34 protein-coding genes are annotated in these 25,450 nt (G+C 70.3%); 8 read left to right on the forward strand and 26 right to left on the reverse strand.

Annotated elements, in window-relative coordinates:
• Positions 1 to 124 precede the first annotated feature (124 nt).
• The 4 genes from ACE1OC_RS04545 (at position 125) to ACE1OC_RS04560 (ending at position 3,764) form a co-directional block, all read left to right on the forward strand.
• Entirely contained in the window at positions 125 to 751 is a 627-nt protein-coding gene (locus ACE1OC_RS04545) for a plasmid mobilization protein (protein ID WP_266448285.1), read from the forward strand.
• The gene (locus ACE1OC_RS04550) at positions 748 to 2,484 is read left to right on the forward strand and encodes a relaxase/mobilization nuclease domain-containing protein (protein WP_266494494.1); all 1,737 of its coding nucleotides are present in this window, start codon (positions 748 to 750) and stop codon (positions 2,482 to 2,484) included. The genes ACE1OC_RS04545 and ACE1OC_RS04550 overlap by 4 nt, the downstream gene beginning before the upstream one ends.
• An 80-nt stretch (positions 2,485 to 2,564) precedes the next feature.
• Positions 2,565 to 2,987: a hypothetical protein gene (locus tag ACE1OC_RS04555; protein WP_407835894.1), complete on the forward strand. Its 423-nt coding sequence runs from the start codon at positions 2,565 to 2,567 to the stop codon at positions 2,985 to 2,987.
• 84 nt (positions 2,988 to 3,071) lie between these two features.
• Positions 3,072 to 3,764: a hypothetical protein gene (locus ACE1OC_RS04560; RefSeq protein ID WP_407835895.1), complete on the forward strand. Its 693-nt coding sequence runs from the start codon at positions 3,072 to 3,074 to the stop codon at positions 3,762 to 3,764.
• A 32-nt stretch (positions 3,765 to 3,796) separates the two neighbouring features.
• Here ACE1OC_RS04560 and ACE1OC_RS04565 read toward each other — a convergent pair whose 3' ends face one another.
• Positions 3,797 to 4,657, reverse strand: a complete 861-nt coding sequence (locus ACE1OC_RS04565) for a nucleotidyltransferase domain-containing protein (protein WP_407835896.1) — start codon at positions 4,655 to 4,657, stop codon at positions 3,797 to 3,799.
• Between the two features lie 315 nt (positions 4,658 to 4,972).
• Positions 4,973 to 5,281 (reverse strand): hypothetical protein, encoded by a 309-nt coding sequence (locus ACE1OC_RS04570; RefSeq protein ID WP_266494483.1) that lies wholly within the window; start codon positions 5,279 to 5,281, stop codon positions 4,973 to 4,975.
• Positions 5,282 to 5,696: 415 nt separating this feature from the next.
• Between ACE1OC_RS04570 and ACE1OC_RS04575 the strand changes: the two genes are divergently transcribed.
• Complete coding sequence (locus ACE1OC_RS04575) at positions 5,697 to 5,828, forward strand: hypothetical protein (protein WP_407835897.1); 132 nt, start codon at positions 5,697 to 5,699, stop codon at positions 5,826 to 5,828.
• A gap of 152 nt (positions 5,829 to 5,980) precedes the next feature.
• On the opposite strand, the gene ACE1OC_RS04580 is transcribed toward ACE1OC_RS04575, so the two are convergent.
• From ACE1OC_RS04580 to ACE1OC_RS04590, 3 genes are read right to left on the reverse strand one after another with little or no spacing between them, the layout of a single operon-like run.
• Entirely contained in the window at positions 5,981 to 6,727 is a 747-nt protein-coding gene (locus ACE1OC_RS04580; RefSeq protein WP_266449636.1) for a DUF317 domain-containing protein, read from the reverse strand.
• Positions 6,728 to 6,751: 24 nt separating this feature from the next.
• Positions 6,752 to 7,045 carry a hypothetical protein gene (locus tag ACE1OC_RS04585; RefSeq protein ID WP_266449639.1) on the reverse strand — a complete coding sequence of 98 codons (294 nt, stop codon included), beginning with the start codon at positions 7,043 to 7,045 and terminating at the stop codon, positions 6,752 to 6,754.
• A gap of 53 nt (positions 7,046 to 7,098) precedes the next feature.
• Positions 7,099 to 7,461 (reverse strand): DUF317 domain-containing protein, encoded by a 363-nt coding sequence (locus ACE1OC_RS04590; RefSeq protein ID WP_266449642.1) that lies wholly within the window; start codon positions 7,459 to 7,461, stop codon positions 7,099 to 7,101.
• A gap of 300 nt (positions 7,462 to 7,761) precedes the next feature.
• Between ACE1OC_RS04590 and ACE1OC_RS04595 the strand changes: the two genes are divergently transcribed.
• Positions 7,762 to 8,232, forward strand: coding sequence for a hypothetical protein (locus tag ACE1OC_RS04595; RefSeq protein WP_266449645.1), 471 nt, complete (start codon positions 7,762 to 7,764; stop codon positions 8,230 to 8,232).
• 56 nt (positions 8,233 to 8,288) lie between these two features.
• On the opposite strand, the gene ACE1OC_RS04600 is transcribed toward ACE1OC_RS04595, so the two are convergent.
• A complete protein-coding gene (locus ACE1OC_RS04600) occupies positions 8,289 to 8,588 on the reverse strand; it encodes a hypothetical protein (RefSeq protein ID WP_407835898.1) in 300 nt (99 codons plus the stop codon).
• Positions 8,589 to 8,770: 182 nt separating this feature from the next.
• Entirely contained in the window at positions 8,771 to 9,121 is a 351-nt protein-coding gene (locus tag ACE1OC_RS04605; RefSeq protein ID WP_407835899.1) for a DUF6087 family protein, read from the reverse strand.
• A gap of 212 nt (positions 9,122 to 9,333) precedes the next feature.
• On the opposite strand from ACE1OC_RS04605, the gene ACE1OC_RS04610 reads away from it, so the two are divergent.
• Complete coding sequence (locus ACE1OC_RS04610; RefSeq protein ID WP_266494470.1) at positions 9,334 to 10,161, forward strand: SDR family oxidoreductase; 828 nt, start codon at positions 9,334 to 9,336, stop codon at positions 10,159 to 10,161.
• A 115-nt stretch (positions 10,162 to 10,276) separates the two neighbouring features.
• Here ACE1OC_RS04610 and ACE1OC_RS04615 read toward each other — a convergent pair whose 3' ends face one another.
• From ACE1OC_RS04615 to ACE1OC_RS04705, 19 genes are all read right to left on the reverse strand, one after another.
• On the reverse strand, positions 10,277 to 11,269 hold the full coding sequence (locus ACE1OC_RS04615; protein WP_266449656.1) for a SpaA isopeptide-forming pilin-related protein: 993 nt from the start codon (positions 11,267 to 11,269) through the stop codon (positions 10,277 to 10,279).
• Positions 11,270 to 11,332: 63 nt separating this feature from the next.
• On the reverse strand, positions 11,333 to 11,815 hold the full coding sequence (locus tag ACE1OC_RS04620) for a hypothetical protein (protein ID WP_266494468.1): 483 nt from the start codon (positions 11,813 to 11,815) through the stop codon (positions 11,333 to 11,335).
• A 2-nt stretch (positions 11,816 to 11,817) separates the two neighbouring features.
• Positions 11,818 to 12,657 carry a DUF317 domain-containing protein gene (locus tag ACE1OC_RS04625; protein WP_266449606.1) on the reverse strand — a complete coding sequence of 280 codons (840 nt, stop codon included), beginning with the start codon at positions 12,655 to 12,657 and terminating at the stop codon, positions 11,818 to 11,820.
• A 32-nt stretch (positions 12,658 to 12,689) separates the two neighbouring features.
• Positions 12,690 to 13,949: an ATP-grasp domain-containing protein gene (locus ACE1OC_RS04630; RefSeq protein WP_266449603.1), complete on the reverse strand. Its 1,260-nt coding sequence runs from the start codon at positions 13,947 to 13,949 to the stop codon at positions 12,690 to 12,692.
• 58 nt (positions 13,950 to 14,007) lie between these two features.
• Entirely contained in the window at positions 14,008 to 14,418 is a 411-nt protein-coding gene (locus tag ACE1OC_RS04635) for a hypothetical protein (protein WP_266449600.1), read from the reverse strand.
• Between the two features lie 36 nt (positions 14,419 to 14,454).
• Positions 14,455 to 15,720 (reverse strand): MFS transporter, encoded by a 1,266-nt coding sequence (locus ACE1OC_RS04640; RefSeq protein WP_407835900.1) that lies wholly within the window; start codon positions 15,718 to 15,720, stop codon positions 14,455 to 14,457.
• A gap of 55 nt (positions 15,721 to 15,775) precedes the next feature.
• Positions 15,776 to 16,231: a hypothetical protein gene (locus ACE1OC_RS04645; RefSeq protein WP_266494459.1), complete on the reverse strand. Its 456-nt coding sequence runs from the start codon at positions 16,229 to 16,231 to the stop codon at positions 15,776 to 15,778.
• Positions 16,228 to 16,746, reverse strand: a complete 519-nt coding sequence (locus tag ACE1OC_RS04650; RefSeq protein ID WP_266449589.1) for a hypothetical protein — start codon at positions 16,744 to 16,746, stop codon at positions 16,228 to 16,230. Before ACE1OC_RS04650 ends, ACE1OC_RS04645 begins: the two co-directional genes overlap by 4 nt.
• Positions 16,743 to 17,612, reverse strand: coding sequence for a winged helix-turn-helix transcriptional regulator (locus ACE1OC_RS04655; protein WP_407835901.1), 870 nt, complete (start codon positions 17,610 to 17,612; stop codon positions 16,743 to 16,745). Before ACE1OC_RS04655 ends, ACE1OC_RS04650 begins: the two co-directional genes overlap by 4 nt.
• Positions 17,613 to 17,643: 31 nt before the next feature.
• Complete coding sequence (locus ACE1OC_RS04660) at positions 17,644 to 18,051, reverse strand: hypothetical protein (RefSeq protein ID WP_266449581.1); 408 nt, start codon at positions 18,049 to 18,051, stop codon at positions 17,644 to 17,646.
• Positions 18,052 to 18,501 carry a hypothetical protein gene (locus ACE1OC_RS04665; protein WP_266449578.1) on the reverse strand — a complete coding sequence of 150 codons (450 nt, stop codon included), beginning with the start codon at positions 18,499 to 18,501 and terminating at the stop codon, positions 18,052 to 18,054.
• Positions 18,498 to 18,950: a hypothetical protein gene (locus ACE1OC_RS04670; RefSeq protein ID WP_266449575.1), complete on the reverse strand. Its 453-nt coding sequence runs from the start codon at positions 18,948 to 18,950 to the stop codon at positions 18,498 to 18,500. Before ACE1OC_RS04670 ends, ACE1OC_RS04665 begins: the two co-directional genes overlap by 4 nt.
• A 142-nt stretch (positions 18,951 to 19,092) precedes the next feature.
• On the reverse strand, positions 19,093 to 19,806 hold the full coding sequence (locus ACE1OC_RS04675; protein ID WP_266494449.1) for a hypothetical protein: 714 nt from the start codon (positions 19,804 to 19,806) through the stop codon (positions 19,093 to 19,095).
• A 40-nt stretch (positions 19,807 to 19,846) separates the two neighbouring features.
• Positions 19,847 to 20,545: a hypothetical protein gene (locus tag ACE1OC_RS04680; RefSeq protein ID WP_266449568.1), complete on the reverse strand. Its 699-nt coding sequence runs from the start codon at positions 20,543 to 20,545 to the stop codon at positions 19,847 to 19,849.
• Positions 20,546 to 20,548: 3 nt separating this feature from the next.
• On the reverse strand, positions 20,549 to 21,049 hold the full coding sequence (locus ACE1OC_RS04685; protein WP_266449565.1) for a GNAT family N-acetyltransferase: 501 nt from the start codon (positions 21,047 to 21,049) through the stop codon (positions 20,549 to 20,551).
• On the reverse strand, positions 21,034 to 21,678 hold the full coding sequence (locus ACE1OC_RS04690) for a DUF3631 domain-containing protein (protein ID WP_266449562.1): 645 nt from the start codon (positions 21,676 to 21,678) through the stop codon (positions 21,034 to 21,036). Before ACE1OC_RS04690 ends, ACE1OC_RS04685 begins: the two co-directional genes overlap by 16 nt.
• Positions 21,675 to 22,160: a type II toxin-antitoxin system RelE family toxin gene (locus ACE1OC_RS04695; protein WP_266494444.1), complete on the reverse strand. Its 486-nt coding sequence runs from the start codon at positions 22,158 to 22,160 to the stop codon at positions 21,675 to 21,677. Before ACE1OC_RS04695 ends, ACE1OC_RS04690 begins: the two co-directional genes overlap by 4 nt.
• Complete coding sequence (locus ACE1OC_RS04700; RefSeq protein ID WP_266449622.1) at positions 22,157 to 22,696, reverse strand: DUF4913 domain-containing protein; 540 nt, start codon at positions 22,694 to 22,696, stop codon at positions 22,157 to 22,159. Before ACE1OC_RS04700 ends, ACE1OC_RS04695 begins: the two co-directional genes overlap by 4 nt.
• A 279-nt stretch (positions 22,697 to 22,975) precedes the next feature.
• Positions 22,976 to 23,731, reverse strand: a complete 756-nt coding sequence (locus ACE1OC_RS04705; protein WP_266494442.1) for a DNA-methyltransferase — start codon at positions 23,729 to 23,731, stop codon at positions 22,976 to 22,978.
• 533 nt (positions 23,732 to 24,264) lie between these two features.
• On the opposite strand from ACE1OC_RS04705, the gene ACE1OC_RS04710 reads away from it, so the two are divergent.
• On the forward strand, positions 24,265 to 25,404 hold the full coding sequence (locus ACE1OC_RS04710) for a C40 family peptidase (RefSeq protein WP_407835902.1): 1,140 nt from the start codon (positions 24,265 to 24,267) through the stop codon (positions 25,402 to 25,404).
• The last annotated feature ends 46 nt before the right edge of the window (positions 25,405 to 25,450 follow it).

Genomic DNA, 25,450 nt, shown 5'->3' on the forward strand with positions numbered 1-25,450 from the left:
AACGGCAGACGGAGCGCCCCCTGAGGCGCTCCGCAGGGTGGCCCGGACTCATTGCCGGGCCCCCTGCCGTTCCGCACCGCCGCCGATCCCCCGACCGAACCAGCATCACGAGGACCCGAACCCGATGGCGAACCCGCCGACTAGCGCGACCACCGACCTTGAGCAGCCGGACGCCAACTCGCTCTCGCGGCGAGCAAGTTGGGACGGAAGCGTAGCTTCCGTCACACCCGCCCCCGAGGGGGCGGGCGAGGACCTGCACCAGGGGGCGCAGGTCCTTCTGGCTCCGACCGGGGGCGGATCGAAGCCAGAGCAGGAGGAGAAGCCGTCCGATCGTCGTAGCCGCCGCGACCGCGCCGACCGCGCCCGACAGCGCCCGCGCCAGCCGCGCGAGAAGAAGCGCCTGCATCAGCCCAATACCCGCTTCAACGAAGAAGAGTTCGCTCTGATCAAGTCCGCCGCCGCCAGGTGTCACCTGTCCGTCGCCGGTTTCCTCGCCCGCGCCGCTCTTGCCGCCGCCCGTGACCTCGACCGCACCAGTGCCGAGATCGCCGACGAGCGCGAAGTGATCACCGCCTTGTTCGAGAGCCGGCGCAGGCTCGGCTGGGCCGGCAGCAACCTGAACCAGGTCTCCAAGGCCTTGAACTCCGGTGCTGACGTCCCCCAGCTCGACACGGCGGTCTCCGCCGTCCAGCGGGCCGCCGAGACCGTGCACGAAGCCGCCTCACAGCTGATCGCGCAGCGCACGTCGTGATCCCCAGCGTCAACGACCCCGGATCGCGGACCATCGGCCTCCTCGCGTACCTGTACGGGCCGGGCAAGCACGAGGAGCACACCGACCCGCACCTCGTCGCGTCCTTCGACGGCATGTCCCCCGACCCCGGCCGCGATCCGAAAGCCACCTTGAAGGACCTCCAGCAGCTCCTCGACCAGCCCGTCGAGGCCCTCCCGGAGCACGCCCGACCCGCCAAGCACGTGTGGCACACCTCCGTGCGCGCCACCGCGGGCGACCGGATCCTGTCCGACGAGGAGTGGGGCGAGATCGCCCGCCGGGTCGTGGCCGCCACCGGCATCGACCCCGGCGACGGCGAGCCGGCCTGCCGCTGGGCCGCCGTACGGCACGCGGACGACCACATCCACATCATCGCCACCCTGGTGTGCGAAGACGGCAGCCGCCCCGACGACTTCCGCTCCGGCAAGCGCGCCCAGGCCGAGTGCCGCCTCATCGAGAAGGAACTCGGCTTGCACCAGGTCGCGCCCGGAGACGGCACCGCCGCCCAGCGCCCCACCAGCGCCGAACGCCACAAGGCCGAGCGCCAGGGCCGCGAACGCACCGCCCGGGAAGAACTGCGCGAGACCGTGCGTCGTGCGGTCGCCGGCGCCCAGAGCGAGGGGGAGTTCTTCGATCGCCTGGCGGCCGCGGGCCTGCTCGTCCACAAACGGGTCGCACCTTCTGGTGATCTCCTCGGGTACAAGGTCGCGCTGCCCGACGACCGCAACAAGAAGGGTGAGCCGGTCTTCTACCCTGGTGCGCGGCTCGCCCCGGACCTTTCCCTGCCCCGCATCCGCGAGCGCTGGACAGCCCCGGTAGCGGCCGGGCCGGACGGCGAAGGCGTCACCGCGGATGCTCCGCTGCGCTCGGTGCCCGGTCCTGCTTCCGCACGTCGGGCCGCGACGACCGCCACGTGGCAGGCCGTGCTCGTTTTCGACGACGGCGACGACGGCGTGATCTCCGCGCACATCGCGGCGGCGGGCGAGGTCCTGGACGCGCTCGCCAAGACCTCCGCCGCGCACACCCGCAAGCAACTGGGCGAGGCAGCCATCGCGTTCGAGCGGGCGTCGCGCTCCCACGTCCGGGCCGCACGCGGGCACGACCGCGCCCTGCGCCAGGCCGCCCGCGACCTCGTCCACGGCGGACCGGCACTCGGCCGCGGGGAGGACGGGGCGAGCACCGCGATGATGATCGACATGGCGTTCTTCCTCGTCACCGCCGCCGCCGCGTGGCACGGCAGGAAGGAACACGCCCAGCAGGCCGCTGCTGCCCTCCAGGCCGCCGAACACCTGCGCACCGCCTACCAGGCCGCAGCCGGCCACCCCATGGCCGTACTCCACCAGCGAGGCCGCCTCCTGCCCCAGGCGCTCCAGCGGCGGCATGCCGCCGTCGTGCGCGAAGCGGTGCCGGAGCTCGCCGAGCAGGTCCTCGCCGAGGCCGGGTGGCCTGCGCTCGCCTCCACCCTCGCCGACGCCGAAGCGGCCGGCCACGATCCCGCCGAACTCCTCGTGCAGGCCACTGGGCGAAGGGAGTTGGACACCGCGTCCTCGGTCAGTGACGTCCTGGTGTGGCGACTGCGCCGTCTGGCCGGGCTCCCCGCCGACGCGTCCGCGATGCCGCTCCCCGGAAACTCCACTGCCCAGCCGTCGCGTTCGCACACGAACGGCCCCGCAGGCACCCGCCAGGACAGCCGCAACCGGCCCCGTGGACATTGAGAGATTTTAGAGTAGAACGACGACAGGGGTGTGGTGCACGATCTATGGTGCCCGGCAGGACAAGGACGAGGGGGGACCTCATGTTCGGACGCAATCGCGAACAACGAGAACGACTCGAAGCCCAGCAGCGGTGGGAAGCGTGGAGTGCGGCGCACGTCGAGCCGCCGCTGGAACCGCACCACCAGGAGCCAGGAGCCGTGCCGGTCGTGGACGACTTCCTGCCGCCCGACCTGCGCCTGCCGACGCGCGAGGAGCTGGCCGGGATGCTGACGGCCCATGACAGTCCCCTCGTCCTCGACGGTGAAGTCCGCGCCTGCAGCGAGTGCGGTGCGTACCGGAAGTGGATCGTCGCGAGCACCAACGACGGTGTGTGGCTGCGCTGCCCGGCCGGCCACCAGCAGGTCGAGCCCCGGCTCAATGCGGCCTGGTTCAACACGATCAGCGGGCCCATCACCGCGCAGCACGCCTCGTACGAGGAATGCCTGCGCTTCCTCGGCCACTGACCCAACCCCTGCCACCCACAACGCCGGAGGAGAGCCCCACGGGGGCCCGGCCGTCAGACCCGATCGACCACACCAGGGGTTCACATGCGCATGCGCGCCATCGCCACCAGCTTGACCATCGCGGCCTCCTTCGCCATATCCGGCTGCTCCGGCAACACCGCCGCAGGTTCCACCTCCCCCTTCGGGGAGCTGTCGGGGCAGCCCAAGGCCGACGCCTCAGCGTCCAACACTCCCCTGCCCTCTTCCGTGCTCGCCGCACGGCTCCTCGTCGAGGCCGATCTCGGCCAGGACTACACCCGCAAGCCCGAGAAGGCCGCCCGTCACGACGACGTGACGGTGATCGGCTGCCCGGCGCTGGAACAGCTCGGCGGTGACGCCGCCACCGGCGGGAGCCTGGACTTCCCGCACAAGGCGAAGGCCACCTTCCTCTACAGCGGCGACACCGGCTCCGAAATCTCCGAGGAGCTCTACAGCGATACCGCGCCGAAGCTGACCGACGGTACGAAGCGGATCTTCGACGCGATGACCGGCTGCCCCGTCTACCAGGTGGTGATCGGCAGCAAGCCCATCAAGATCACCACCCAGAAGCTCGCCGCCCCAGCCCTAGGCGACCAGGCCTGGAGCCAGTTGCTGACCTTCACCGCCAGCGGGCAGGACAGCATCGTCAAGCAGACCGCCATCCGCACCGGAGCCGTCCTGCTGATCGTCTCCGGATCACCGGCCCTGGTCGACTCCCACGTGGAGAAGGCCCTCGCCAAGGCCCACCCCGCCAACTGACCGCACCGCGTGCCCGGCCCGGCCGCGCAGGTTTACAGCTCCGGCAGCGCCGCGGCGTCCCGGACGGTGATGTGCAGAGCGTGCAGCGGCTGGGTGCGCGTGGGGCGGATGACCTCGAAGGTCTGTGCACCCCGGTGCAGGCGGAAGAGAAGCTGGCTGAAGTCGTACCAGCCGAGATTGATCCACACCGTGCCGGGCAGCTCGAAGCTCTGCCCGCGCTGGAGCGGATCTCCCTGTACCCACACGGCTCCCGTGACCGCCGCCAGGTCCTCGGTGTAGCGAAGGGCGGCGCCGGCGGCGCGGCGCAGCGGACTTTCGGCCTTCCACCGCCGAGCCAGCAGGGCGATGGCGTCGGGGCGGATGGGCGGGGCGTCAGGCAGTTCGACCCGGTGGATGTCGATCGCTCCCGCGGTCACCATCTCCACCAACCGGGCCCGCACCGGGAGGGGGATCCAGCGGTCCAGCCCTTCGAACTGCTCGATCATCTCGTCGCGGGGAGCCCGCCCCGCGCCGGGGTCGGGCTCGATGGCCGCCAGACGCGCCTGGGCGTCGGAGAGCGCATCCCCGCGCTTCCACAGCAACACCGGTTCTGCCCCCGCCGGCAGGTCGCTGTTCTGGTTGAACTCGAATTGGATTCCGCGCTTGTTGCCCTTGAGTGCCCTCTTCATCCCGGCCATGGGGTCCCGCCCGGACATCATGGCGCCGACGAGGCCGGCCGCGAACTCCCTGTCGGTGCGGTGCACCACCGCCACATCCAGGTCTCCCGGCTCGAGCGCACCCCGGGCGTGCGAGCCGAAGACGTACACCTCGTCCACGAGGTCCAGCGGGCGCTCGCCAGCGTCAAGCCGGGCGAGCATCTCCCGGAGCAGCTCGGTAGCTCGCTCGCGTTTCATCCCGAAACTCCCGTCCCCTATACCGCCCCCTGCTCGACCCTACGGGTACGGGAGGAACGTACGAGATCCCTCAGACGGGTGAACATCATGGCCGCAGACCCTCATCGTCTGGCCTGCTGGGCGCCAGGCGGGCCGTGGGCGGCCAGCGCTCGGAGGGGCAGTGCGCGGGGGGGTACGCGTCAGGCCCGGTTCCCTTCTCCTGGTGGAGTGGGAACCGGGCCTGACGGGCTACTGACGCTTCCATGAAGTGAGCCACCCCGTGCTCAGGGTGCCCCGGACCTGCTCTGTGGATCTCCCCAGGCGCATCGCGGCTCGTTACCCCTCGCGTTGCGGGGCGGGCAGCACGGTCGCAGTGCCGGCGGCGAACGGGCGCTGGATACCGAGGAGCCGGCCGCCGTGGACACGAGCATCGGCGATGCGGTCTTCGCCGGGCAGATAGACGACAAGGTCGACGCGGCTGTCGTAGCGGTGCCGGGAGGCGGCAACGACGTGGTGCGCTTCATCGCAGCCAGAGATCGTGTACCGGTCACCCGGCTCCAGCGACCATGCACGGTCCTCGAAGGCGCCGTGCGCATCCGGGTCCGATCTCGCCGCGTATGCGCGTACCTCGGGCAGCGTGTACATCTGGCGGAAGGTCTCCTCCTCCGCCCACAGCCGCAGGCAGCCAGGGCACTCGTGAGCCCCGGGGGCCGGAACGGTGGGCTGCCGTTCACCGCAGTACGTCTGGCCGGTGGCGCCGTTGCGGCGGTGGCCGAAGGCGGAGCGTCCAGCGCCGTGCAGGGTCCACAGCAGGTTGTCGTCACCGTGGCACGGCTCGGCCGCGGGTAGGACGAGTTCACCCGCTCGCCGGCGAAGCGCGTCCAGGGTCTTGGTGAGGTGAGCGCAGTTGGCGCAAGCACGCCTCCCGGTGGCGCGACGGGAGTCTAGGGTCTTGCCGCAGTAGCCGAGGAGGTGCCCGGGGATAGGGCGGTGGGCGGCTGCGCTCCTCCCAGCACCGGCTGCGGGCCTGGCGTCAAGCTCGCCTGAGTGGGGCGGGGTCATGAGCACCAGGAGAGCCCTCGTACAGCTCTGGCAGGTCTGGTGGGCTGTACGGTCGCTGATCGGGGCAAGGTCGGGCGAGTGCGTGGCACACGCCGTCAAGGACTCGGCGCTCCCGAACATCACGCCGTAGTGGGCAACACCGTTGGCGCGGCCGATGGAGAGTCGGATCAGCGGGTGGGGCAAAGGGCCTCCTGGTAGTCAGAGAAGTGGGCATGCCGAAGGAAGCTGCCGCCGTCCTGGAGAAGGACGGACGGCAGCCCGTTGCGGTGCAGGACGGCAGTGTCAGCCGGGGAGGCTGAAGGTAAGACGTCCCGCGGCGAGTTCCGGCAGTACTCGGCGCCGCACCGGGGCAGGCGAGGCGATCGAGGCGGCGAAGGCCGCGACCAGGTCGTGCGGGGTGCTCGCACTGAACGTCGCGCACCAGAGATAAGCGGCGCCGAGGACCGGCTCGGCCCACGCCTGCCAGCCCACAAGGTCCGGGCGCGGGTCCCCGTCCTGGATCCCCGCCGGCAGCTCCCCCCAGGTGAAGCCCGCCGACATTCCTGCATCCCAGGCGGTGGTCTCCGGGTGGTCAAAGTCCCGGGGCCAGCCCATGGCCGTCAACGCCGACATGACGGCCCCCGGGCCGCAGTAGTTGACGACGGGGTCCGTACGGGCCTCGACGGCAAGGAGGAAGTCCGCGACGGCCTCGTGCGGGGTGTCAGGGGTGAAGTACGCGTTCCACTCGGCCAAGGCACTCCCCCGGTGCGTGCGGGCGGAGATCTGCCAGGCCACCGGTAGTCCGCCCAGCAGGAAGGCGTGGTCGGTACGGATCCACTCGGCGCCGCACAGGCCGGTCGGGCTCACGAAGACCAGGGTGCTGCGGGCGGTCGTCCAGCTCGTCCAGCCGGCCTCGGCGAGGGTGTCGCAGATCCGGTCGGCGAGGACACCATCATCGCCGGCGAGGTGTCGGGGAGTGACCCAGTACGACGGGCCGGGGTCGGGGGTGGACGGGTAGCGGGAAGAGCGGGAGTTCAGGGGCGCCTCCAAGGCAGTACGGAGCGGGGGAACGGGCTACTGGTTGCCGGTGGCGCTTCGGCGCCGGCGGGACGGGGCTTCGACCGGCTCGTGCCAGGTCAGCTCAACGGCTACAGACTTGGGCAGGGGGCCGAGCTGCTCGCCGCCGTCGGCGAGGTAGACGATAGTCCGGCCCTGCGGGTCCACGGCGCTGACGATGGAGCCTGCCGTGTGCTCCATTGCGAAGAGCGGGTTGATGGCCATCCGGCAGATGGCATCACGGTCGAAGGCGGAGAGCCGGTCGATGATCTCGCCGACGGTGTACTCCGGGTCCAAGGTGTTCTCCTTCATCGTCAACAGGACGCGTGCGCGGGGTTCGTGCCACAGCGCACGCGGGGAGAAGTTCAGTGCGAGCGTACGGGCGCGGAGGTGGCGATGACCTCTGCCACCACCGCAGCTACGACCTGGGCGGGGGTCTCGGTGTCGAAGATGACGCGATAGCCGGGGACGGTGGCCGTTCCCGTGACGGCGATCACCCAGCCATCGCCATCCGTGCCGGGCCGACCCGTGGGGAACCACCCGAGATAGAAACGGCCGTCGCGGGAGTTGATGTGCATATCGGCCCGATCATCCACGACGAGTTTGAAGTCCTCGTCGGTGAACTGGTCGATCACCATGGCCGGCTGTCCAGGGCCGAGTCGCCAAGTGCGGAGCCGAAGAGCCTCGATCGTCGTAGAGAATCCGGGTTTCGCTGTGTCCACGGTCAACGGCAGACACCTCTCTGACCTGGGGTTCCTTGGGAAGGTGTCTACGTTGACATTCGTTGCGGCGTTGCACCAGTCTTTTGGGGTTCTTTCTTGTCTGCCCCGGGCGAACTGGCACTTCAGGGCCGTCCGACAAGATGTCGGCCAGCCCGTTCTGCACGTTTATGGCATTGACTCCGAGGCGGTCTCCTCGGAAGGGAGCGGCTGCCGGGCCGAACGGTCCTACATGCCGCCGTGATACCGATAGCAGTAAAGAGGTGAGATTACCCCCGCAGGCGCCCCCGATTCCGCTAGAAGGGGGCCATGGCTAAATTCGATGATCCGTGGCTGGTCGACGCGTTGTGGCGGGCGACCGACCTGACGCGTGCCTACCTCTCCCAGAACCGGGCCCACGTCGAAGCGTGCCTCGCGGGCCTGGACACCGGCCGGATGGAGCGCGTGCTGGCCTGGCTGGTCCTCGACCACGACGAGCTCTTCGAGCGGCTGGGCGAGCCGTCGATGGCGGTGCGGGAGATCGACGCGGTGGCAGCCCTGTCCCCCATGGAGAACGAGTTCGCGACGACGTCGGCTGTACGCCGAGTCGCATCGCGGGAGAAGGGACTTACTGCCGCAGTGGGGGACCTGGCGCTCTCCGACCAAGTCCACGCGGTCTCCGTCTGCACGGCGGTCATGGCGCTGCAGGCCCTTGGCCGTGCCCGTGCGCTGGAAGAAGTCGACGAGAAGGCCGTGGAGTACGAGCGGATGGGCTATCCGAGGCCCTACCCGGTCACCTGAGGCTTCGGTCCGGGCGGGCCCAGGCGGCTAGCGGGTAGGCCGACCCGGGCGTACGGTCAGACGGGATCGGTGAACGAGATCGACTTGCCGGTGGCCTGGGCATATGCGATCTCCCTCTTCGTGGACTCGCCGATATACCCGCCGGGGTTGACGACCAGAACCCGGTCAGCCAGGTCGATCTTGCGCAGGTGGAGGGCGTCCAGGGCGGTCTTCTGCTCGCTGGTGATCAACTCGCCTGCTTCGCCTGGCGCGACGACGATGACACCTGCGAAGGTCAGATCACGGTTCGCCGCACGCATCTCATTCACGAACCGGGTAGAGCCACAGATGCGGACAATCTCGGGCAGAACGGGCACGGCTCAGTCCTTCGGTCGAACGGGAAACCGTCCGTGTGCACGCTGACGTCACAGAAAGGCACACGAGCCAACGGTTTACGTAGCGAGATGGACGCCGCACAGCTACACCGTCGCAGGCAGGAGGCATGGCCCGTACCGGGAATGGCGCTGCTCGACGGCTAAGTCTGGGGTGCATCCCTGGCTCACCAGCCTTCTCTAGCAACACGGCCTAGTTCACGAACTGGGCTTGCGGTGGCGTCCGGTACCTGGGGCCAGCGTTTGCGCCCCATGACGGGACCGGTCGCCTCGGCCTGGTTGGCCGGCGTGCTATCAGGCTGCGGGTTGAGGGCGCGGCGGGCCGCTGCGTAGTTTTCCACGGGCATGAGCGGCTGCCAGGCGAAGCCGTCCCACTCCAAGATCAGGCGCGGGGCGTCGGGGTCGACGTGCGCGGCTCGCTGCGGGCCCGTGCCGAGGGTGATGGCCGTGCGTTCGCCGGGCTTGCGCAGACGGCCTTGACGGCGGGCGGCCCAGCGTTCGAGGGGTTCGTCGGTCATGGTTACCTCCGTGAGGGGCAGCACCCTACCGAAGTCGGACAGCGCGCCGCCCCCTCACTCCCAGGGCGGAAGGAAGGGGCGGTCATGTGTACGACTGTGGGCTCGGCTTGCAGAGCAGGGCCTGGACGATCGGAGGGCGTCTGGTGGTCCGTGGGGGTGGGCATCCTCTGTTCCGCCTCGGTCTGCGTGCGGTTCAACTAACGTGTAGCGGCATGACAGTGCTGGTCATCGGTGGCAGTGGCTTCCTGGGTACAGAGCTGCTGCGGCAGGCGAGGTCCGTCGGCCGCTCCACGGCCGCGACGTTCAACTCCCGTCCCGGCAACACCGCTAACACCTCGTGGCACCACCTGGACCTTCAAGACCACCGGCGTATCGACGAAGTCCTCGACGTGGTGCAGCCCAGCGTGGTGATCAATTCCTCCAGCGGGAACAGCAACTGGGCGGTCACCGCCGACGGCCCTGGCCGTATAGCCCAGTGCGCGGCGAGGCGGGGCATCCACCTCGTGCACGTCTCGAGTGATGCCGTGTTCTCCGGGAGCCGCGGCTCCGGCTACGACGAGATGGCGCTCCCCGATCCGGTCACGCCCTACGGCGCTGCGAAAGGGGCCGCCGAGACTGCGGTTCGCCTCCTCCACCCTGCCGCAGCAATCGTGCGGACCTCGCTGATCATCGGGGATGGTGGGTCCGGCCACGAACGGGTGGTGCACGAACTGGCCGATGGCACAAGGTCGGGAGCCCTCTTCACGGACGATGTGCGCTGTCCGGTGCACGTCGCCGATCTGGCTGCCGCGCTCTTGGAGCTCGCGACGTCCCGGGTGGCCGGCATCGCCCACGTCGCGGGCTCCGAGGCCCTCACCCGATACGAGCTCGGTTTGCTCATCGCGCGGCGTGACGGCCTCGACCCCTCGCTGCTGCCCGCCGGTCGCCGGGCGGATACCCGGCTCCCGGGGGCCCTCGACGTGCGCCTCGACTGCCGGGCCACGCAGCAGCGGCTGAGTACCCGATTCCGTGGAGCCCGCGCGTTCCTCCGACAGGGCTGAGAGGGGTGTCTGCGAGGAGCAGCCTGAAGCGGAGACACACGAAGGCCCCAGGAACCGGGGTCATCTTGGTTCCTGGGGCCTTGGCGTTGGGGGTCAGTTCTGGGTGGCTGTCCGGTCAGCCGGTGGTCTGGTCATCCTCGACCGCATCGCGGCGCCGTCGTACGGCGAGCAGTGCGCCTCCGCCTGCGGCGACCAGTAGTCCTGCCCCCGCCAGCAGCCATCCGGTGGCGTCCGCGCCGGTCCGGGCGAGGGAGCCTGTGGGGGCGGGCGAGGAGGTGCTGGAGGTGGTCTCCTCGGGGGTCGGGGCCGCGAAGCTGGTGGGGGGCTGGGAGGTGGCCGGCGTGCTCGGGGTCGGCTTGGTCGACGGTGTGACCGGCGGGGTGGTGGGGGTGGTCGGGGTAGGTGCCGGGGTGGTGGGCGGCTGGGTCGGCTGCTCCTTCTTCGTGTTGGTGAAGGTGGCGGTGACCGGGGCGCCGGGCTTGGCAGTGATCTTCACCGGGGTGGAGTTCAGCTGGTAGCCGTCAGGGGCCTCGGTCTCGGTGGCGGTGTAGATGGTCCCGGCGCGGGCGGTGACCGGGAGCTTGGCGGTGGCGGTGCCGTCCTTGCCCGTGGTCAGGGTGACGGGCTTGCCGTCACCGGAGGCGGGAGTGATGTTGATGACGGCGCCGGCGAGCGGCTTGCCGCTGGCCTTGTCGGTCTTGGTGACCGTGAGATCGGAGGGCTTGAACGGATCGACGACGGCGAGCTTCACGGTCTGTCCGGGGGTGACGATGACGTCCTGGTCCGGTGCGAGTTCGTGGATCGGGCTGCCGGTCGCCGTCTCCTTGAGCCGCCAGACGCCGGGGGTGACGCCTTCGAAGCGAAGGACGCCGTCCGCGTCGGTCGTCCCGCTCAGGGCCTTGGTCCCGTTGAGGGTGTCGAGCAGGTTGAACTCGGCGCCCGCGAGGAGGGCTCCGTCGGGGTCCTTCTTGGTGATCTCGACGGTGCCGGGCTGCGGTTCGGGAGCTTCGGCCCAGGCGGTCGAGGCGCTGAGCAGGGTCCCTGCTACGAGGGCCGCCACAGTTGCGGCGACTACGGTCGGGAAACGGTCGGTGGCGCTGGAGTGCATGGAGGGAGCGATGTCCTTGATCGTTGATGGCGGTGTGCTGGCGGCGGTCTCTGAGGCCGGAGGTCAGCGGGAGCGGCCGGAGGCGGGGCGCGCGGTAGGCAGAGTGGGCAGGCTCGGGCGGGAGTGATCGGGCGCCGGGGCGGGAGCCCAGACCTGGGTGTAGTGCGTGATGCCGCGGCGAAGACCGGTCAAGTCGGCGCCCTTCCAGGGCGGGGGCCCTGTCTCGTGCCAGTCGCGGAAGCGGGCGTAGCCGTCCCGTCCGGGGCCGATGCCCGTTGCCGCGTCACGCCGGGCGAAGGTCTGGTGGTCGGCGAAGGAGAGGAAGACCGTGTCCAGGGTTCCCCGGTCTGGATGGAGTACCGCCAAGCGAAGGCCGTCGTATTCCCGGTGCCGGATCGTGCTCTGGAAGTCGATACGGATCCGCACCGGGGAGTCCGCGACGGGAATGCCGTAGTAGGTGTTCCCGACGACCGCGCCGGGGAAGGCTGGCTGGAGCTCGGCGAAGAACTCCGCTGCGTGCAGGGACAGGTGAACCTCCAGGGCCATGGTCAGCGGCGAGCGGGAGCGGGAGTGGTGCTGGTGCTCCAGCGCGGCACGCTGGTTGTGGTGAGCACCGGCCGGGGGCGGGCTGCCGTGCGGCGGTGCACATCCAGCGGGGTGGGAGCCGGCGGCGGGGGCGGGACGATCGGCGTGAGCTGGACGTGCGGGAGGAGCGAGGAGAGGATCCCTTCCTGCCAGCGAGGAACGGGTTCCGGGTCGGCCAAGGCGGTGGTGATCGCGGTGACCAGGTGGACCGGGGTGCCAGTGGAGGCGGTGGCGTACCAGCGGGGTCCCTTGGGGCCGCCCCACATGTACCAGCGTGCCTCCAGGGTGGTCAGTTCCTTGGTCTCGTCGAGCCGGCCGGTGACGTACTCCAGGCCGGCCAGGCCGTCGGCGCTCTGGAGTTCCAGGACGCCCCAGCGGGGGTGCTGGAGCTCCCAACCTGCCTTCAGGAGCGGGGCAACAGCGTCGAACCGGTCGCGCGGCTCCTTGTCGAGGTAGGCGTCGGGGCCCCGGGTGTACGCGGCGGCGAGGGCGGTAGTGAAGGCGGTGACCAGTTCCGTGGGGGTCATGTCGTTGAAGCACACGCCCCAGGCGGGGGCGGCGAAGGGGTCGCGGTAGGCCGTGATGCGCCACAGGCCGTCGTCGTCGCCTTCGGGGAGGAAGCCGAGGCGGATTTTGCGGTCCGGGGAGGCGACGTACAGGTTGCCGACGTCGTCGTGGCGGCGGTCCCAGCCGAGCTCGAACAGTGGCTGGAGGGCTGGATCCCCGATCCAGGCGCTGCCAGCCAGGTATCGGGGGGTGACGTAGACGTCACCGTCGGTCTGTTCAGGTGCGGTGTAGGTCAAAGAGCAGTCCAGAGGGCAGGGGTGTGCGGCGGCTACGCGGTCGGCGTGACGGTGATCGTGATGTGGTCGCGGGCGGTCTGGAGTCGGGCTTCGGCCTGGTCGGCGTCGGGGGCGGTCACGACGAGGAGGCCGACGCGGGCGACATCGACGTCGCCCTCGGGCGGCAGGGTGACCTTCTCGCCCGGGGTGAGGATCCAGCTGGCCTGCTCCAGCCAGTCGGTGGCCTCGGCGAACTCCGAGTGGATGCTCCGCTCGACGACGGTTCCGGAAACCTCGGGGTAGAGGAGGGCGACGGCCGCGGCCTGCTGTCGGGTGGGGGTGAGGTCGGGCTGGCGCCCGAGGGCGAGGTCGGCCGCGGCGCGCGGCAGGTCGATGCCGGTGGCGAGCAGGACGAGCTTGCCGATCAGGTCGCCGCCGATCCGGCCGTTGACTTCGATGATCCGCGGGCCCGTGCTGGTGAGGCGCATCTCGACGTGCTGGATTCCGGTGGTGAGCCCGAGTGCGGCGACGGCTGCCTGGGCGACCGGTCCGACGCGGCGGAGCAGGGGGTCGGCCCCGTCCACGGTGTGGCCGACTTCTTCGAAGTAAGGAGCGAAGGCGAGCTGCTTGCGGGTGACGGCAACCGGGGTGGTGACTCCGTGGTGGGTGACGCACTCGACGGAGATCTCTTCGCCGTCGAGGTACTCCTCGACCAGGACGTCGGTGGACTCGCCGCCCCACAGGCTCGCGCCTTCGGTCGCGAACTCGAAGCCGGCGGGCAGTTCTTCGGCTCGGTCGACGCGGATGACGCCGACACTGCCGGCCTGCCCGGACGGTTTGACGACGACGGGGTAGCCGATGAACTCGGCGGCGAGGGCTGCCTCCAGGAGGTTGGCTGCCTTAAGCGACCGGGCCGACGGCACGCGGTGGTGGTCGAAGAGCTCGCGGCTGAGGGACTTGTCGCGGCATCCATGGAGGATGTCCGGGCGATCGGTGGCCACCTGCAGGTGCTGGGCGAGGACCGCGGTGTTGACCAGGAGCATCTCGTTCCAGGTGAGCACGGCGGAGATGGGCTGTCGTGCGGCCAGCGCATCCCCCGCTGCCAGCAGCGCTTCGATGTCGTACGGGTCGGCGACCTCGTGGTCGGCGACGAGGGTCTTCTCCCAGGTGAGGGGGGCCGGGGTGATGACGACGGTGTCGTAGGCGGCGGCGACGGATTCGAGGCAGTAGCCGCGGTACAGATCGTCGTTGGGCGCGACGACCAGAACAACAGGGCGGGACGTGGCAGTACGAGGGTTCTTGGACGGGGTCAAGAGTCGGGGGGCCTTTCGAAACAGACAGGGAGCGGGGAGCTATCGGGGCGCGGGAAGTTCATCTGCGCGGGCCGGGGCCTTGGGTGTTGGCCACCAGGCGGGACGCGGCTGCTGCCGCTGCGGGTGGTGGTTGCTGGCGGGGCAGGGCCAGGGGGAAGACCGTCTCCTTGGCCAGAAGCGAGAGCGGTGCCAGTTGGTCCGCTGCCTGGCCGAGGGCGTCTTGGACTTCAAAGGGGAGCGGTCCCTCGTACAGGGACGGACCGCTGGTTCCCGCCCAGTGGGATACGGCGCGGAGCAGGTGCTGGACATCGGCGACGAGGCCGTCTTCGGCGAGGAGGTTCTGGGCCAGGGCCTTGGTCTCGCCGACGGGCAGGGTGTCGAAGCGGGCGGCGAGCAGCCGTACGAGGCTTCCCGCTGCTGCGGCTTGGTCGGCGTTGAGCGAGGAGATGGCCGAAGGGCTCGGGGGCATGGGTCTCCCTGGGCGGGTGAGCGGGGGCTGGGGAGGTCAGGTCCGCTGGGGTGCGGGAGGGCGGTGGTGGCGCATGGCGGGTTCGTTGCGCAGGCGCCAGAACGCGCTGAGGAGGCCGATGGCCTGGAGGGCTGCGCAGGCGGTCAGGACGTGTCCGAGTGCCGCTGCGGGGGTGAGGGCGACAAGGATTCCGGCGAGTGGGAACGGGGCGAGCATGATCAGGATGGTGATGCTGAGGGTGGCGCCGAAGACCTTCTCGGGGATGAGGTGGGAGCGAAGGGTCCGCAGGACGACGGTCATGCCGCCTTCGCCGGCCATCAGTACGGCGGTCAGGACGAGGAGCTGGTTGTACGTGCCGGCCTGGGAGACGGCGAGGCCGGCCAGCGCTGCGACTACGGCGCTGGCGGCCCCGGTGGGCCACAGGCCGACGCGGTCGATGGCGTAGCGGCAGCAGGCGACCGCGACGAGGGAGGCTGCGGCGGCGGCCGACCAGATCACGCCGACGGCGGCGCTGGAGTGACCCAGGTGCTGCACGACGATGATCGGGGCGGCGGCCTGGAGCATGCCGGTGGCGAGGTTGGAGACGGTGAGTCCGGCGATCAGCCAGGCGAGGGCCGGCAGGGAGGCGAGGGTCGTCCATCCGGTGCGCAGTCCGGTGAGGGCGGACGCGGCGGCGGGGACTAGTCGGGTCTCTCGGTGCCAGGGGGCGAGGGCGGCGCCCAGGAGGGAGCAGGCGGCGATGGTGATCAGGGTGCCGCTGACGCCGGCCCAGTGCAGGAGGAATCCGGCGGCTGCGGGACCTGCGAGGGTGGCGGTCTGGTCGATGCCCAGGAGGGCTGACTGCACCCGGTGGGCTCGCTCCCCCGCGTCCTTGCTGGCCGTGGCCCCGGCTGTCTCGGCCGCAATGTAGCTGAACTCGGTGGCCACGCCGGTGATGGCGGCGAGCGCCATCACCGTGATCGTCGCTCCGGGGCCACCTGCCTGGGTGGGCAGGATGACGGCTGCGGCCAGGACCACCAGGGCGCGCAGCACGGAGGCGATGCGGAAGACCCGCTTGGTGCCGTGCCGGTCGACAATCGTCCCGGCCAGGGAGAACGCGGCGAGGCGGGGGATCCACTCCAGCGCGAACGCCAGCCCGGTGAGGGTGGCGGAGCGGGTGGTGGCGAGCACGATCAGCGGGATGCCGTACGTGGTCATCGCGAAGGCCGCGGCGTCCGCGGACCGAGGGAGGTAGATGCGGCGTAGCAGGGACAGCTGCGGGAGGAGGGCATGCCGTGGGCCGGCGATCACAAGATCGGTCATCGTCGCTTTCACGCAAGAAGACGCCCGCCGCGGCGAGCAGAACAGGAAGAAGAAGTCAGCGGCGCGGCGTGCGCGGCTGGGGCGCGGCGTGCGCCGGATGCGTCGGGCTGAGGGCCATCGACGGTGTGACCGAGGGGCTCGGCTCGGCTGCGGCCTGGCGGTAGACAGCCAGGTGCGTGTCGAGCTGGCGGAGCAGGTATCCGCGCTTGATCGTCAGGCCGTCGATGCGGTCACCGAGGAGGGCCTCGGTCCAGCGGTGGCCGACAGTGTCCTTGCCGGCCAGGATCTTGGACAGCTCCTGGATCGCACGAGCCGCCTCGTCGAGAAGCTGCCGCTGCACGGCATCAACTTCAAATGCCGTGTTCATCACGGCCATAACCGTCGCCTGAATATGGCCGGGGGCGTCCTGCATCGCCGTGAAGGCCCAGGCATTGGGGTCCATGCCGACCGCGCGGGCCACCTCGCTGGTCCCCAGCGCGGCCACGGCTCCCTCGTACCGGCCGTCGCTCATGCGGCAAGCTCCATCTCGTCCTGCGAGGCGGCGGTCAGCTGGGCGGCAAAGGTCGCCCCGTGGTCGCGGACCCATGACGCGAGCACGGTCCGGGGCCCGTCGAGGGATTCGTAGTCCAACTCGAGGACGTGCCCGTTCGAACCGGCTGGGGCGGAGCCGAGCAGGGTGAGCGTGGCCTGGACCCGAGTGACGAAGTCGGAGACGTCGCTGGGGTGATGGTGGGTTCTGGCCCAGCGGGCCGCCGTGTCGTAGACCTCGGCCAGCGCCTCTCCCGCGGGAGTCAGGACCAGACTCGGGATTCCTCCATGGGTGGAGGCCTTCAGCAGGCCCAGCGCGCGCCCGACCGCGGAGGCCTGGCGCAGCTGCCAGCGGGAGAGTCCGGTGAGAGTCCGGCTCAGGAGGTGCCGTTCCAGGGCCCCGTTGTCATCGATGTCACTGACGATCCGGATGAGGCCCGGGTGGGACAGAGCGGCCGTAGCCGGTACCAGCGACTTCGCGTGGGTGTCGGTGTTCATCGGGTGCGGCCTCCAGTCGTCGGCGCACCCGCAGGGCGGACCACGGTGGTGGTGTGGGAGAAGAAGAGATCGCCCGGCTTCCATGCCGGACGGGCCTGGGGCGTCGGCACTGCCGGGATACGCGGCTGGGTGGTGACCCACACAGCCGGGCGGTCCTGGGGCTGCACGGGTGTTGGTGCCCACACCGGGTGGCTCGCGGCCTCGCTCAGGGGAGCGCCGGCGGCCCAGGCGGACAGTGACTGGTAGACCGGGGCCAGATCCCGGCCGGCGGCCGTCAGTTCGACGCGGCCCTCACGGTCCTTGGTGACGAGGAAGTCCTCGGCCAGGCGGTTCAGCGGCTGGTAGACGTTGGTCAGGTGCCGCTCGGGCATGGCGGTGGCGGCCAGGGCCTTGGCGCTGGATGTTCCACGGACGCGCAGTGCCCACAGGATCGGGGTGGCCTGTCGCGGGGCGATCAGAGCGATGGTGTCCTCGATGTCCTGTGCGCGGGGCACCGCCTTGGGTACACGGTGACCGGTCGCCGGATCCAGCACCGTCTCCTTCTCCAGGTGCTTGCCACCCCAGGCAGCGATCACGCCGAGGACCGGCAGCAGCTCGCGGCCTCGGACGGACAGGCCGTACAGCACGTCCTGGGGCTCGAACTCGGTTCGTTCAAGGAGTCCGGATTCGGTGAGCTTGCCGAGCCTGGGGTGGAGCTGGCCGTCGGGGAGCCAGGGCAGTGCGCTCTTGATCTCCCGGTAGCGCAGCGGCTTCTGGGACAGGGTCAGCAGCACCCAGACGTTCCACCGCGGGGCCAGCATCTGCAGGCTCTGGGTGACACGGGACAGGTCGGACGATATGGATTCGGGCAGGCCGGTGGTAGCCAAAGCGGGTGCTCCTGGAATGTGGGTGCGAGGTTCAGCGGGCGCGGGAGGGCGGGGCGGCGGCCGGGATCGGTGGCGGGACCGGGGCGGCGGGTGTGGTCTCCAGCACGGGGGTGCGGTGCAGGCTCTGCAGCACTGCGGAGATGTGCCTGGCCTGGGTGTCTCGGACAGCGACGGCTTCACCGATGCGGCGGGCGCAGTCGAAGATGTGGCCGGCGTCGTGGCGTCCGACCTCGCGCTCGGGGTCGACCAGCTTGCGCAGTCGCTGGAGCTGGAAGTTGATGTCGGTTTCGGCGAACTCGATGGCGCTGTTGGCGGCCAAGAGCGCGGACAGCATGTTCGGGTGGGTCGTGGAGTCGGCGTGCGCTTCAAGTTCGGCGCGCGGGCGGCCGTATAGGGACTCGATGTGCTCGGCGATCTGCCGGGAGGTGGTGTGGGTCAATCAGCGGCCTCTCGCGCTCTGTGCCGCCGGGCGCGCCCCGACAGGTGAGGCTCCGGCGGCGGGGCGGGTGGTGGCCCATGGCTGGTCCAACTTCGGCGGTCCTTCGCGTGCGGTGCCCGGCGGCGGCATGGCCCGCAGGAGTTCACGCAGGGCCGTGACGTACTGGGTACGCGCGGAGAGGGCTGCGTCCATCCACTGCGAGTCGAAGCGGAGCTCGGATGTGGACAGCGTGCCTATGTCGGTGTCCGGGGCGGTGTACTGGTGGACGCGGTCCCGGACGCGGGCAACCTGTTCCTCGGCCAGGGCCAGGAATGACCGCAGCTCCAGGGCGCGGTGCGTCGCGGGCGTGGCGGCACCTGCCGCGGCAGCGGCGTAGAGCTGCGCGACCGGGGCACCGAAGACCTCTTCGAGGTGAGCGTCCTGGCTGGACGGCTTCGTCCAGGTGCTCATCGCGCGCCTCCCCGGACAGGTACGGCGGGCACTGCGGCCGGCCGGGGTACGGGGGTGGTCGCGATGGCGGGCCCGGTATGGGCGGCGCCGCGCCAAGGCCCTGGTGTGCGGTTGCCCGGTGCGTCGTCGTCGAGGAGGTGGCGGACGACCATGGCTCGGCCGTCGCGCACGGCCACGAGGGTGTTCACGCGGTCGGCGAGGGCCATCACGGGGTCGTCAAGCTCGCCGGCAGGAGCGTGGTCCAGAGCGCCGAGGATGTCGTCCTCGGCCGTGGAGAGGGCCTCTTGGGCTTCTTCGAGGAGTCCGTACCAGCGGGCCACGGTCGTCGCCTCGGCATTCGCCTGGGGCGCCGCGGTCACCGCCTGACGCAGCTGGTGCAGCGGCATCTGGAAGCGGGATTCGATCTGCTGGGCGAAGGCGCCGAGCACGTCGTCGAGTTCTTCGGACATGGCGAACTCCTCTCCATGAAGGCATGGGGTGGGAAGGGTGAAGGGGCCGCCCGTTTCTGCGTGGTGGGCCATTTCCTAGGGTCCGGAGATTCCCCGGTTTGGCTGACCGGGGATGTGCTGCTATGTTCCGGGCCCGCCGGAATCAACGCGTCCGGCCAGGCGTCCTCGGCGGGGCGCTCGGGAGGACGCTTGGGCCCGCCGTACGGACCGTGGACGGTGCGGGCGCCGGCAGCGGAGTGGAGCGGTCCTCCATCCAGTCGACGGCGGCCTCCAAGGTCTCGAAGGCGCCCTCGCGCAGGGTGTGGGTGAAGCTGTCGAGGTCGGCCTGCTCCAGCAGGACCCGGAACGGCTTCTGCACCCGCTCGCCGAGCGCTTGCAGGAGCACCACGGTCTCCGTCTGGGACGAGGTGTCGTCGGTGTAGCTATCGAGCAGGGCGAAGTGGTCACCGTCACGCATGAGCCGCCGCTGCAGAGCCACGGTTGCCGTGTCGGCGGCCGTGGTCCCCATGCCCGGCGGCAAGGCGATGCCTGCGGCGGGGCAGCCGCGCTTGATGAGCCAGGACTGGGCCATCGCCGGAAGCGGCAGCTCAGCGTGCTCGAAGGCGTACGTCATCGCGCTGCTGTCCCGTTTGATGTGCGCCGCGATGAGCTGGGGCTCGCCGGGGATTCCCCACGTGACGGCACCGTTGTGGATCACGTAGAAGCTGTTGCGGCCATCGGGGCTGTGGTGGGTGGCGAGCGTGGTCATCGACTCGCTCTCCGCGTCGAGGTGATTCCAGAACGCCTCTTCCACGGCTTCGCTGGCGGGCTCGAACCCGTCGAGGCGGAAGTCAGGACGGCGATCGCTTGGCGGCATGGAGCTCCCTTCGTATAGGGGGTTGGCGGCGGCCGACAGGTCAGCGGGACCGCGCGGGCGTCGCCGGCCAGGACCCCGCCCTGGGCGCCGGGGTAACCGTTGCCGCAGGCGAGCGGGTGGCGCCGGTCAGCGTGGTGCGGCCGGTGTCGGTGAGCGAGATGGGCTGTCCGGCGTGGAGGGGGTGGGAGGTGTCGCGGACCACCAGGCGGGCGTCCTCCAGCCGCTGGTAGAGCGGGTGGGCGACGCGTACGCCGGAGGCCGTGACGACGGACATCCGTCCGGTCTGTAGGTGCTGGTGGAGCTTCGCGCCCTGGCTGATGGCCAAGAGCGCGGCGAACTCATGGGCCAGGAGGTCCGCGCGCTGCCTGGTGGCCGGTGCCGGGGCTGCGGCTTCCAGCGCCTCCAGCACGGCGAGGGCATGGTCCTGGCGGATGTCCCGTGTGGCCGTGGCGTCCTTGAGTTGCCCGACGGTCCGCTCGATGCGAGTGAACAGAGCCTGGTCGAAGGGCAGATCCCCGGAGGCGAGGCGCTGGAGACGGGTCAGGTTGAAGGTCACGCCGCGTTCGGCGTCGGAGAGAGCGCGGTGGGCTTCGGCGAGACGACGCAGAGGTTCATCGAGCAGGCCGCGGTCGTGGTAGGCCCACAGGCTGTCGATGTCGTGGCCAGTTACCGTCGCGACGCGGTGGTCGATGCCGGTCGGGGCATTCGCCGGCTGCGTGGTGGACGGCAGAGAGAGCACCTCCTAGAAGTGGGGCGGGGAAGGTGTTGCCGGGAGCGGTACGCGGACGTCGAGGTGGGTGCCCTGTTGACGGGACTCGGTGGGGCGGCCGAGGCGTCGGGCCAGGCCGAGCATCGGCAGGTTCGACGCCTCGGCGCACACGGAGAAGGTGTGGGCGCCGCGGGAACGGGCGTGGGCGGCGGCGTGCCGGGCGAGGGCCAGGCCGATGCCTCGGCGCTGGTGGACGTCGGCGACCTGCAGGCCGAGGTCGAAGACGCCCGGCTCTCGGCTGACCGGTCCGGCCGAAGCCAGGGCGACAACCTCGTCGTAGGCGTGGAGGGCGATCCAGCAGCTGGAGTGGTCCAGCAGGCGCTCGACGTCGCGGCGAGTGATCCGCGTTCTGCCCCAGCGGCGGTGCAGTGCCTGCTCGGAGCAGCTGCGGTGGAATGTCTCGATGAGCGGCCAGTCCGCCAGGGTCGAGGTCCGGACGTGGGCGGCGCCGGCGGAGTTCAGCAGCTGGTGCACACGCCCATGGCGATGAGGAGGGCTTCGCGGCTGTAGGACTTGCGGCGGCGGCCGTCCGGCAAGGTGATGTCGCGGGTCTGCATGCCGTACGGGGCCAAGAGCTGGGCGAGGCGGGCCTGGGTGAGGTCGCTGTAGCGCCAGTGGTTTCCGGCGGTGCCCGGCAGGTGCCGAAGGGCGACGACGAGGTCGGCGGAGGCCACGGCGTGGGGGTGGCCGAGCTCAGCGAAGACGTTGCTGCACGCGTCGAGCAGGCAGGTCGCGGGCTCGTCCGGTTCCTTGCAGCACTGCTCGTCCGTGTCGATGCGGAAGGTCGCCCTGACGGCCTCCGCGGCGGCCTCTGCAGCGGCAAAGTCGGCCTCACTGAGGCAGGGCGCCGACAGGAGCAGGGACAGCTCGCGTCCGGCGGCGAGTCGTGCGATGAGGAGATCGGTGCACAGCTCCCACTCCTCGGCGCCCCCCATGTCGGGCTGCGGCGGGGCGGTCAGTGCGGATACCAGGCGCTGTTCGAGGTCCTGGACCCCGACGAACACGTTCAGGATGTGGCGGTGGCGGGGGTTTTCATACGCCGGCTTGCCGCCCAGGAGGCTGGTGGCGAAGTTGTCGAGGAAGTTGTTGGGGAAGGTCGTCAACGGGTGGGGCCTTTCGGGGTGAGCGGGAATGCGGGCTGGGGAAGTCCGGGGACTGCGTAGGGGGGCGGTCCGGGCTTGGGGAGGGTGCGGATGGTGTCGAGCTGGGGGGAGCGGCCTCGGGCGGCGTGGGTGAGGGCGTCGACCGGGCGGCGCTTGATGCCCAGGCGGGCGGCGGCGGTCCGGTAGACGTCGCTCTGTTCCCGGGGCCGGACCGCGACGACGTGGATCTCGTTGTGGAACGCGGATCCTTCGGGGGCCCGGCGCGTGGCGTAGACGATGCGCCAGGCCGAGCGGGAGTCGACGTAGACCTTGCGGAGCCCGTCCAACTCGTGGGTGAGTTTCCCGCCGAACAGGTTGGCGCTGACGACGTCCTGGAGTTTGGCGAGCGCGAGGTCGCGGATGTCGCTGGGCGCTTGGAGGAGGTCGGTCAGGGCGCGCGGGTCGAAGGTCAGGCCGAAGGCGGGTTGGTCGTTGCCGCTCACGAGGCCGCCTCGAAGGCGTGGCCCGTTTCGACTGCCGCGGTGGTCGCCGGGCGGGTGGAGCGGCCGGGGCCTCGAAGCAGGCGGTGGGCGGGGCGGTCGGGGTCGGTCTGGCAGGCAGACAGCGGTCCGCCGGCCGAGCGGATGGCGGCCATCGCGTGGGTGAGGAAGTCCCGGTGCCACACGAACATCCCGGACGGTCCGGCTTCGGGGTCCTTGTGCTGCTGGTAGGCCATCCACAGGGCGTGGAGCCACGCGACAACGTCGAGGTGTTCCTGCCACTGCTCGCACCACGGCGCGGCGGTGGTGATCTCCGCGCCGTAGACCGGCATGAGGAAGTCCTCCACCCAGTCGGTCAGCGAGTCGAGTTCGTTCTCCCGCTCTTCGCCGTCCAGTTCCAGGATCGGCTTCGGGTCGGGCGGCAGCACGGGGGCGGGCATGCCGGGAAGGCCCGGCATGGAGAAGCTGGCGAAGGGCATCGGGTCGGGTGCGGCGGCCAGGCTGTCGAGCTGCCTGGCCTGCTGGGCCGACTGGTCCAGGAGCTTGCGGACGCTGGCCTCGATGCTCTCCAGGTCGGCTTCGGGAACGCGGATCGGATCCATCGGCTGGCCTTCGGGGCCGTCTATGGGTTCGAGCACGAAATGTCTCTCCTCGCGGCCGCATGCGGCACGTCGGAATTCGGTAAAGGGGCTGGAGTTCAACGATCCGCACATTCCCCGGTTTGGCTGACCGGGGATGTCGTGCTACAAAGCCCGGCGCACGGCGGGGGCAGGAATACGAGAGGTCATCTCCCTGTCCCCGCCGCATGCGGGTGAGGGTCAGGCCGTGAGGACGAAGTCGTCCTGGGAATGCGTCTGCTGGAGGGCTTCGGTGAGGCGGTCGGAGGCGATCTCGGCGTAGTGCTTGGTCTTCTCGACGCCGATGAAGTCCCGGCCCTCCAGCAGGGCTGCGACACCGGTGGAGCCGGATCCGGCGCAGAAGTCGAGGACGGTGCCGCCCGGCGGGCTGATCTTGACGAGCTCGCGCATCACCGAGACGGGCTTCTGCGTGATGTGCTGCCTCTTCTTGCCGGCCGGCTGCGAGCCGGAGTACAGACCCGGGAGGTACACCTCGTTCCGGGAGCCGTCCATGTCGCCGTTGGATCCCCAGACGATGAACTCGCAGTTCTGGGTGAACCGGCCCTTCTGCGGGCGCGCGGCCGGCTTGTGCCAGGCCAGCACCCCGCGCCACACCCAGCCGGCGGCCTGGATCGCATCCGTGGTGATGGGCAGCTGGCGCCAGTCGGTGAACAGCAGCGCCGTGCCGCCGGGGCGGGTGAGTCGGTTGGCTTCGGTCATGATCTGCGTCAGCCAGAAGCCGTAGCTGCGCTGATCCATGTTCTCGCCGGTGAAGTCGGGCAGGGCGTGGCCGGCGTCCGCGGAGGTGTACTTCTGCCGGGCCGTGCGGCTAGTGCGCTCCTTCGCTGTCCGCCCGCCGCTGTTGTACGGCGGGTCGGTGATGACGGAGTCGACGCAGTTGTCCGGGAGGGTGGACAGGACGCTGAGGGCGTCGCCCTGGTGCAGGGAGAAAGGCAAAGAGGTACCCCAATATCGGTTCGGGAAAGTCGAGGGTGAACTCCGGCTCGCCGCAATGAATCCGCCCGCCCGGATGTGGACACAGGTGTGCCATAGGGCCATGGGGCGGTTGTGCGGGGGAGTTCCAAAACTGTAGGGCACGATCCCCGGTTGACCACGGTCGCCGCCAAAACCCTTGAAATAGAGCCTTGATCATCTTTTTCTTGGTCAACCGGGGATCCGCACTTACTGTTTTGGAACTGCCCGGCGCACACAGCGCCGGTGGTCGTATTCCCCCGTCATGCCCATACGGAGGCACCCCCTTGTCCCGGCACACCTGATCGGCCCGTACGTCGTCGCGAGCGGCAACTCGCAGCGACGTTCCGAGGCACAGCTCACCCATCACCCGGCCTACCGCGCCCTTCTCACATCTCCACGGCACCGCGCGGCCGGGGCTTCACACACTTCAAGGACACCGCTATGCCATTCCTGCGCCCTCCCCTGCCTGAAACCCGGCCGCCGGCCCTGACCGGCGAGCGCGGAGGCACTCCGGGTTGAAGGCCGTAGCCGCCGCCATCGGCGTCCTCTGCCTCTCCCCCCTCGTCCTCGCCACCACCGCCGCCATGGCCGCAGCCGGAAGCGGCGCAGCCTCCAAGGGCGCCGCCTGTGCGCCCGGCGGCAGCAGTGTCGATGCTGCCGCGGTCGCCAAGCAGGTCGGGGCGATACTCGGCGGCCAGGGCAGCGACGGCTCGATCCGCGTCGAGGGCCTGGAACTGCCCGCCGAGCAGATCCCCCATGCCAAGACCATCGTCGCCACCGGCATCGCCCTGAAGGTGCCCGAGCGCGGACAGGTCGTCGCGCTCGCCACCGCCATCCAGGAATCCCGGCTCCGCAACCTCACCTACGGCGACCGGGACTCGCTGGGCCTGTTCCAGCAGCGGCCCAGCCAGGGCTGGGGCACCCCCGAGCAGATCCGCGACCCCGTCTACGCCTCCACGAAGTTCTACAAGGGGCTGCTGGCCGTCAAGGGGTGGCAGCAGATGACCATCACCCAGGCCGCCCAGGCCGTGCAGCTCTCCGGTTTCCCTAACGCGTACGCGCAGTGGGAGCCGCTGGCCCGGGCCCTGCAGCAGGCCATCGTCAAGACGCTGCCGAACGACGGTGCGGGACAGCCCGGCCAGGAACCCGGTACCGCTCCGGGTGGCGCCGGCGGCTGTAAGCCGGGCGAGGACGGAGCCGACTGGGGCTCCATCCCCGAAGGGACAGTCCCCGCCGGGTACAAGATCCCCGCCGACGCCTCGCCGAAGGCCCGCATCGCCATCGACTGGGCGATGCACCAACTCGGCACCCTCTACCAGTGGGGCGGCACCTGCACCGCGCCGCACGGCCCCGACCCCATGGGCCGCTGCGACTGCTCCAGCCTCATGCAGCAGGCCTACGACAAGGCCGGAATCCAGCTCACCCGCACCACGTACACGCAGGTCAAGGAGGGTGACGCCGTACCGGCGAACACCCTGAAGCCCGGTGACCTGCTCTTCACCCGCGGCACCGCCGCCGTCCCCGAGCACGTCGGCATGTACATCGGCGCCGGCCTGGTGATCAACGCACCGCGCACAACGAAACCGGTGCGGATCGAGAAAGTCGGCGACTGGCAGATCCTCGGCGTCCGCCGCATCCCCGCGCTCAACAGCTAGGCCCCCAACCGCCGATGCGGGCCCGCGCCGGGCCCCTTCGCGCCCC

This window comes from Streptomyces stoeckheimensis (genome assembly GCF_045822005.1).
GTDB classification, from domain to species: Bacteria; Actinomycetota; Actinomycetes; order Streptomycetales; family Streptomycetaceae; genus Streptomyces; species Streptomyces stoeckheimensis.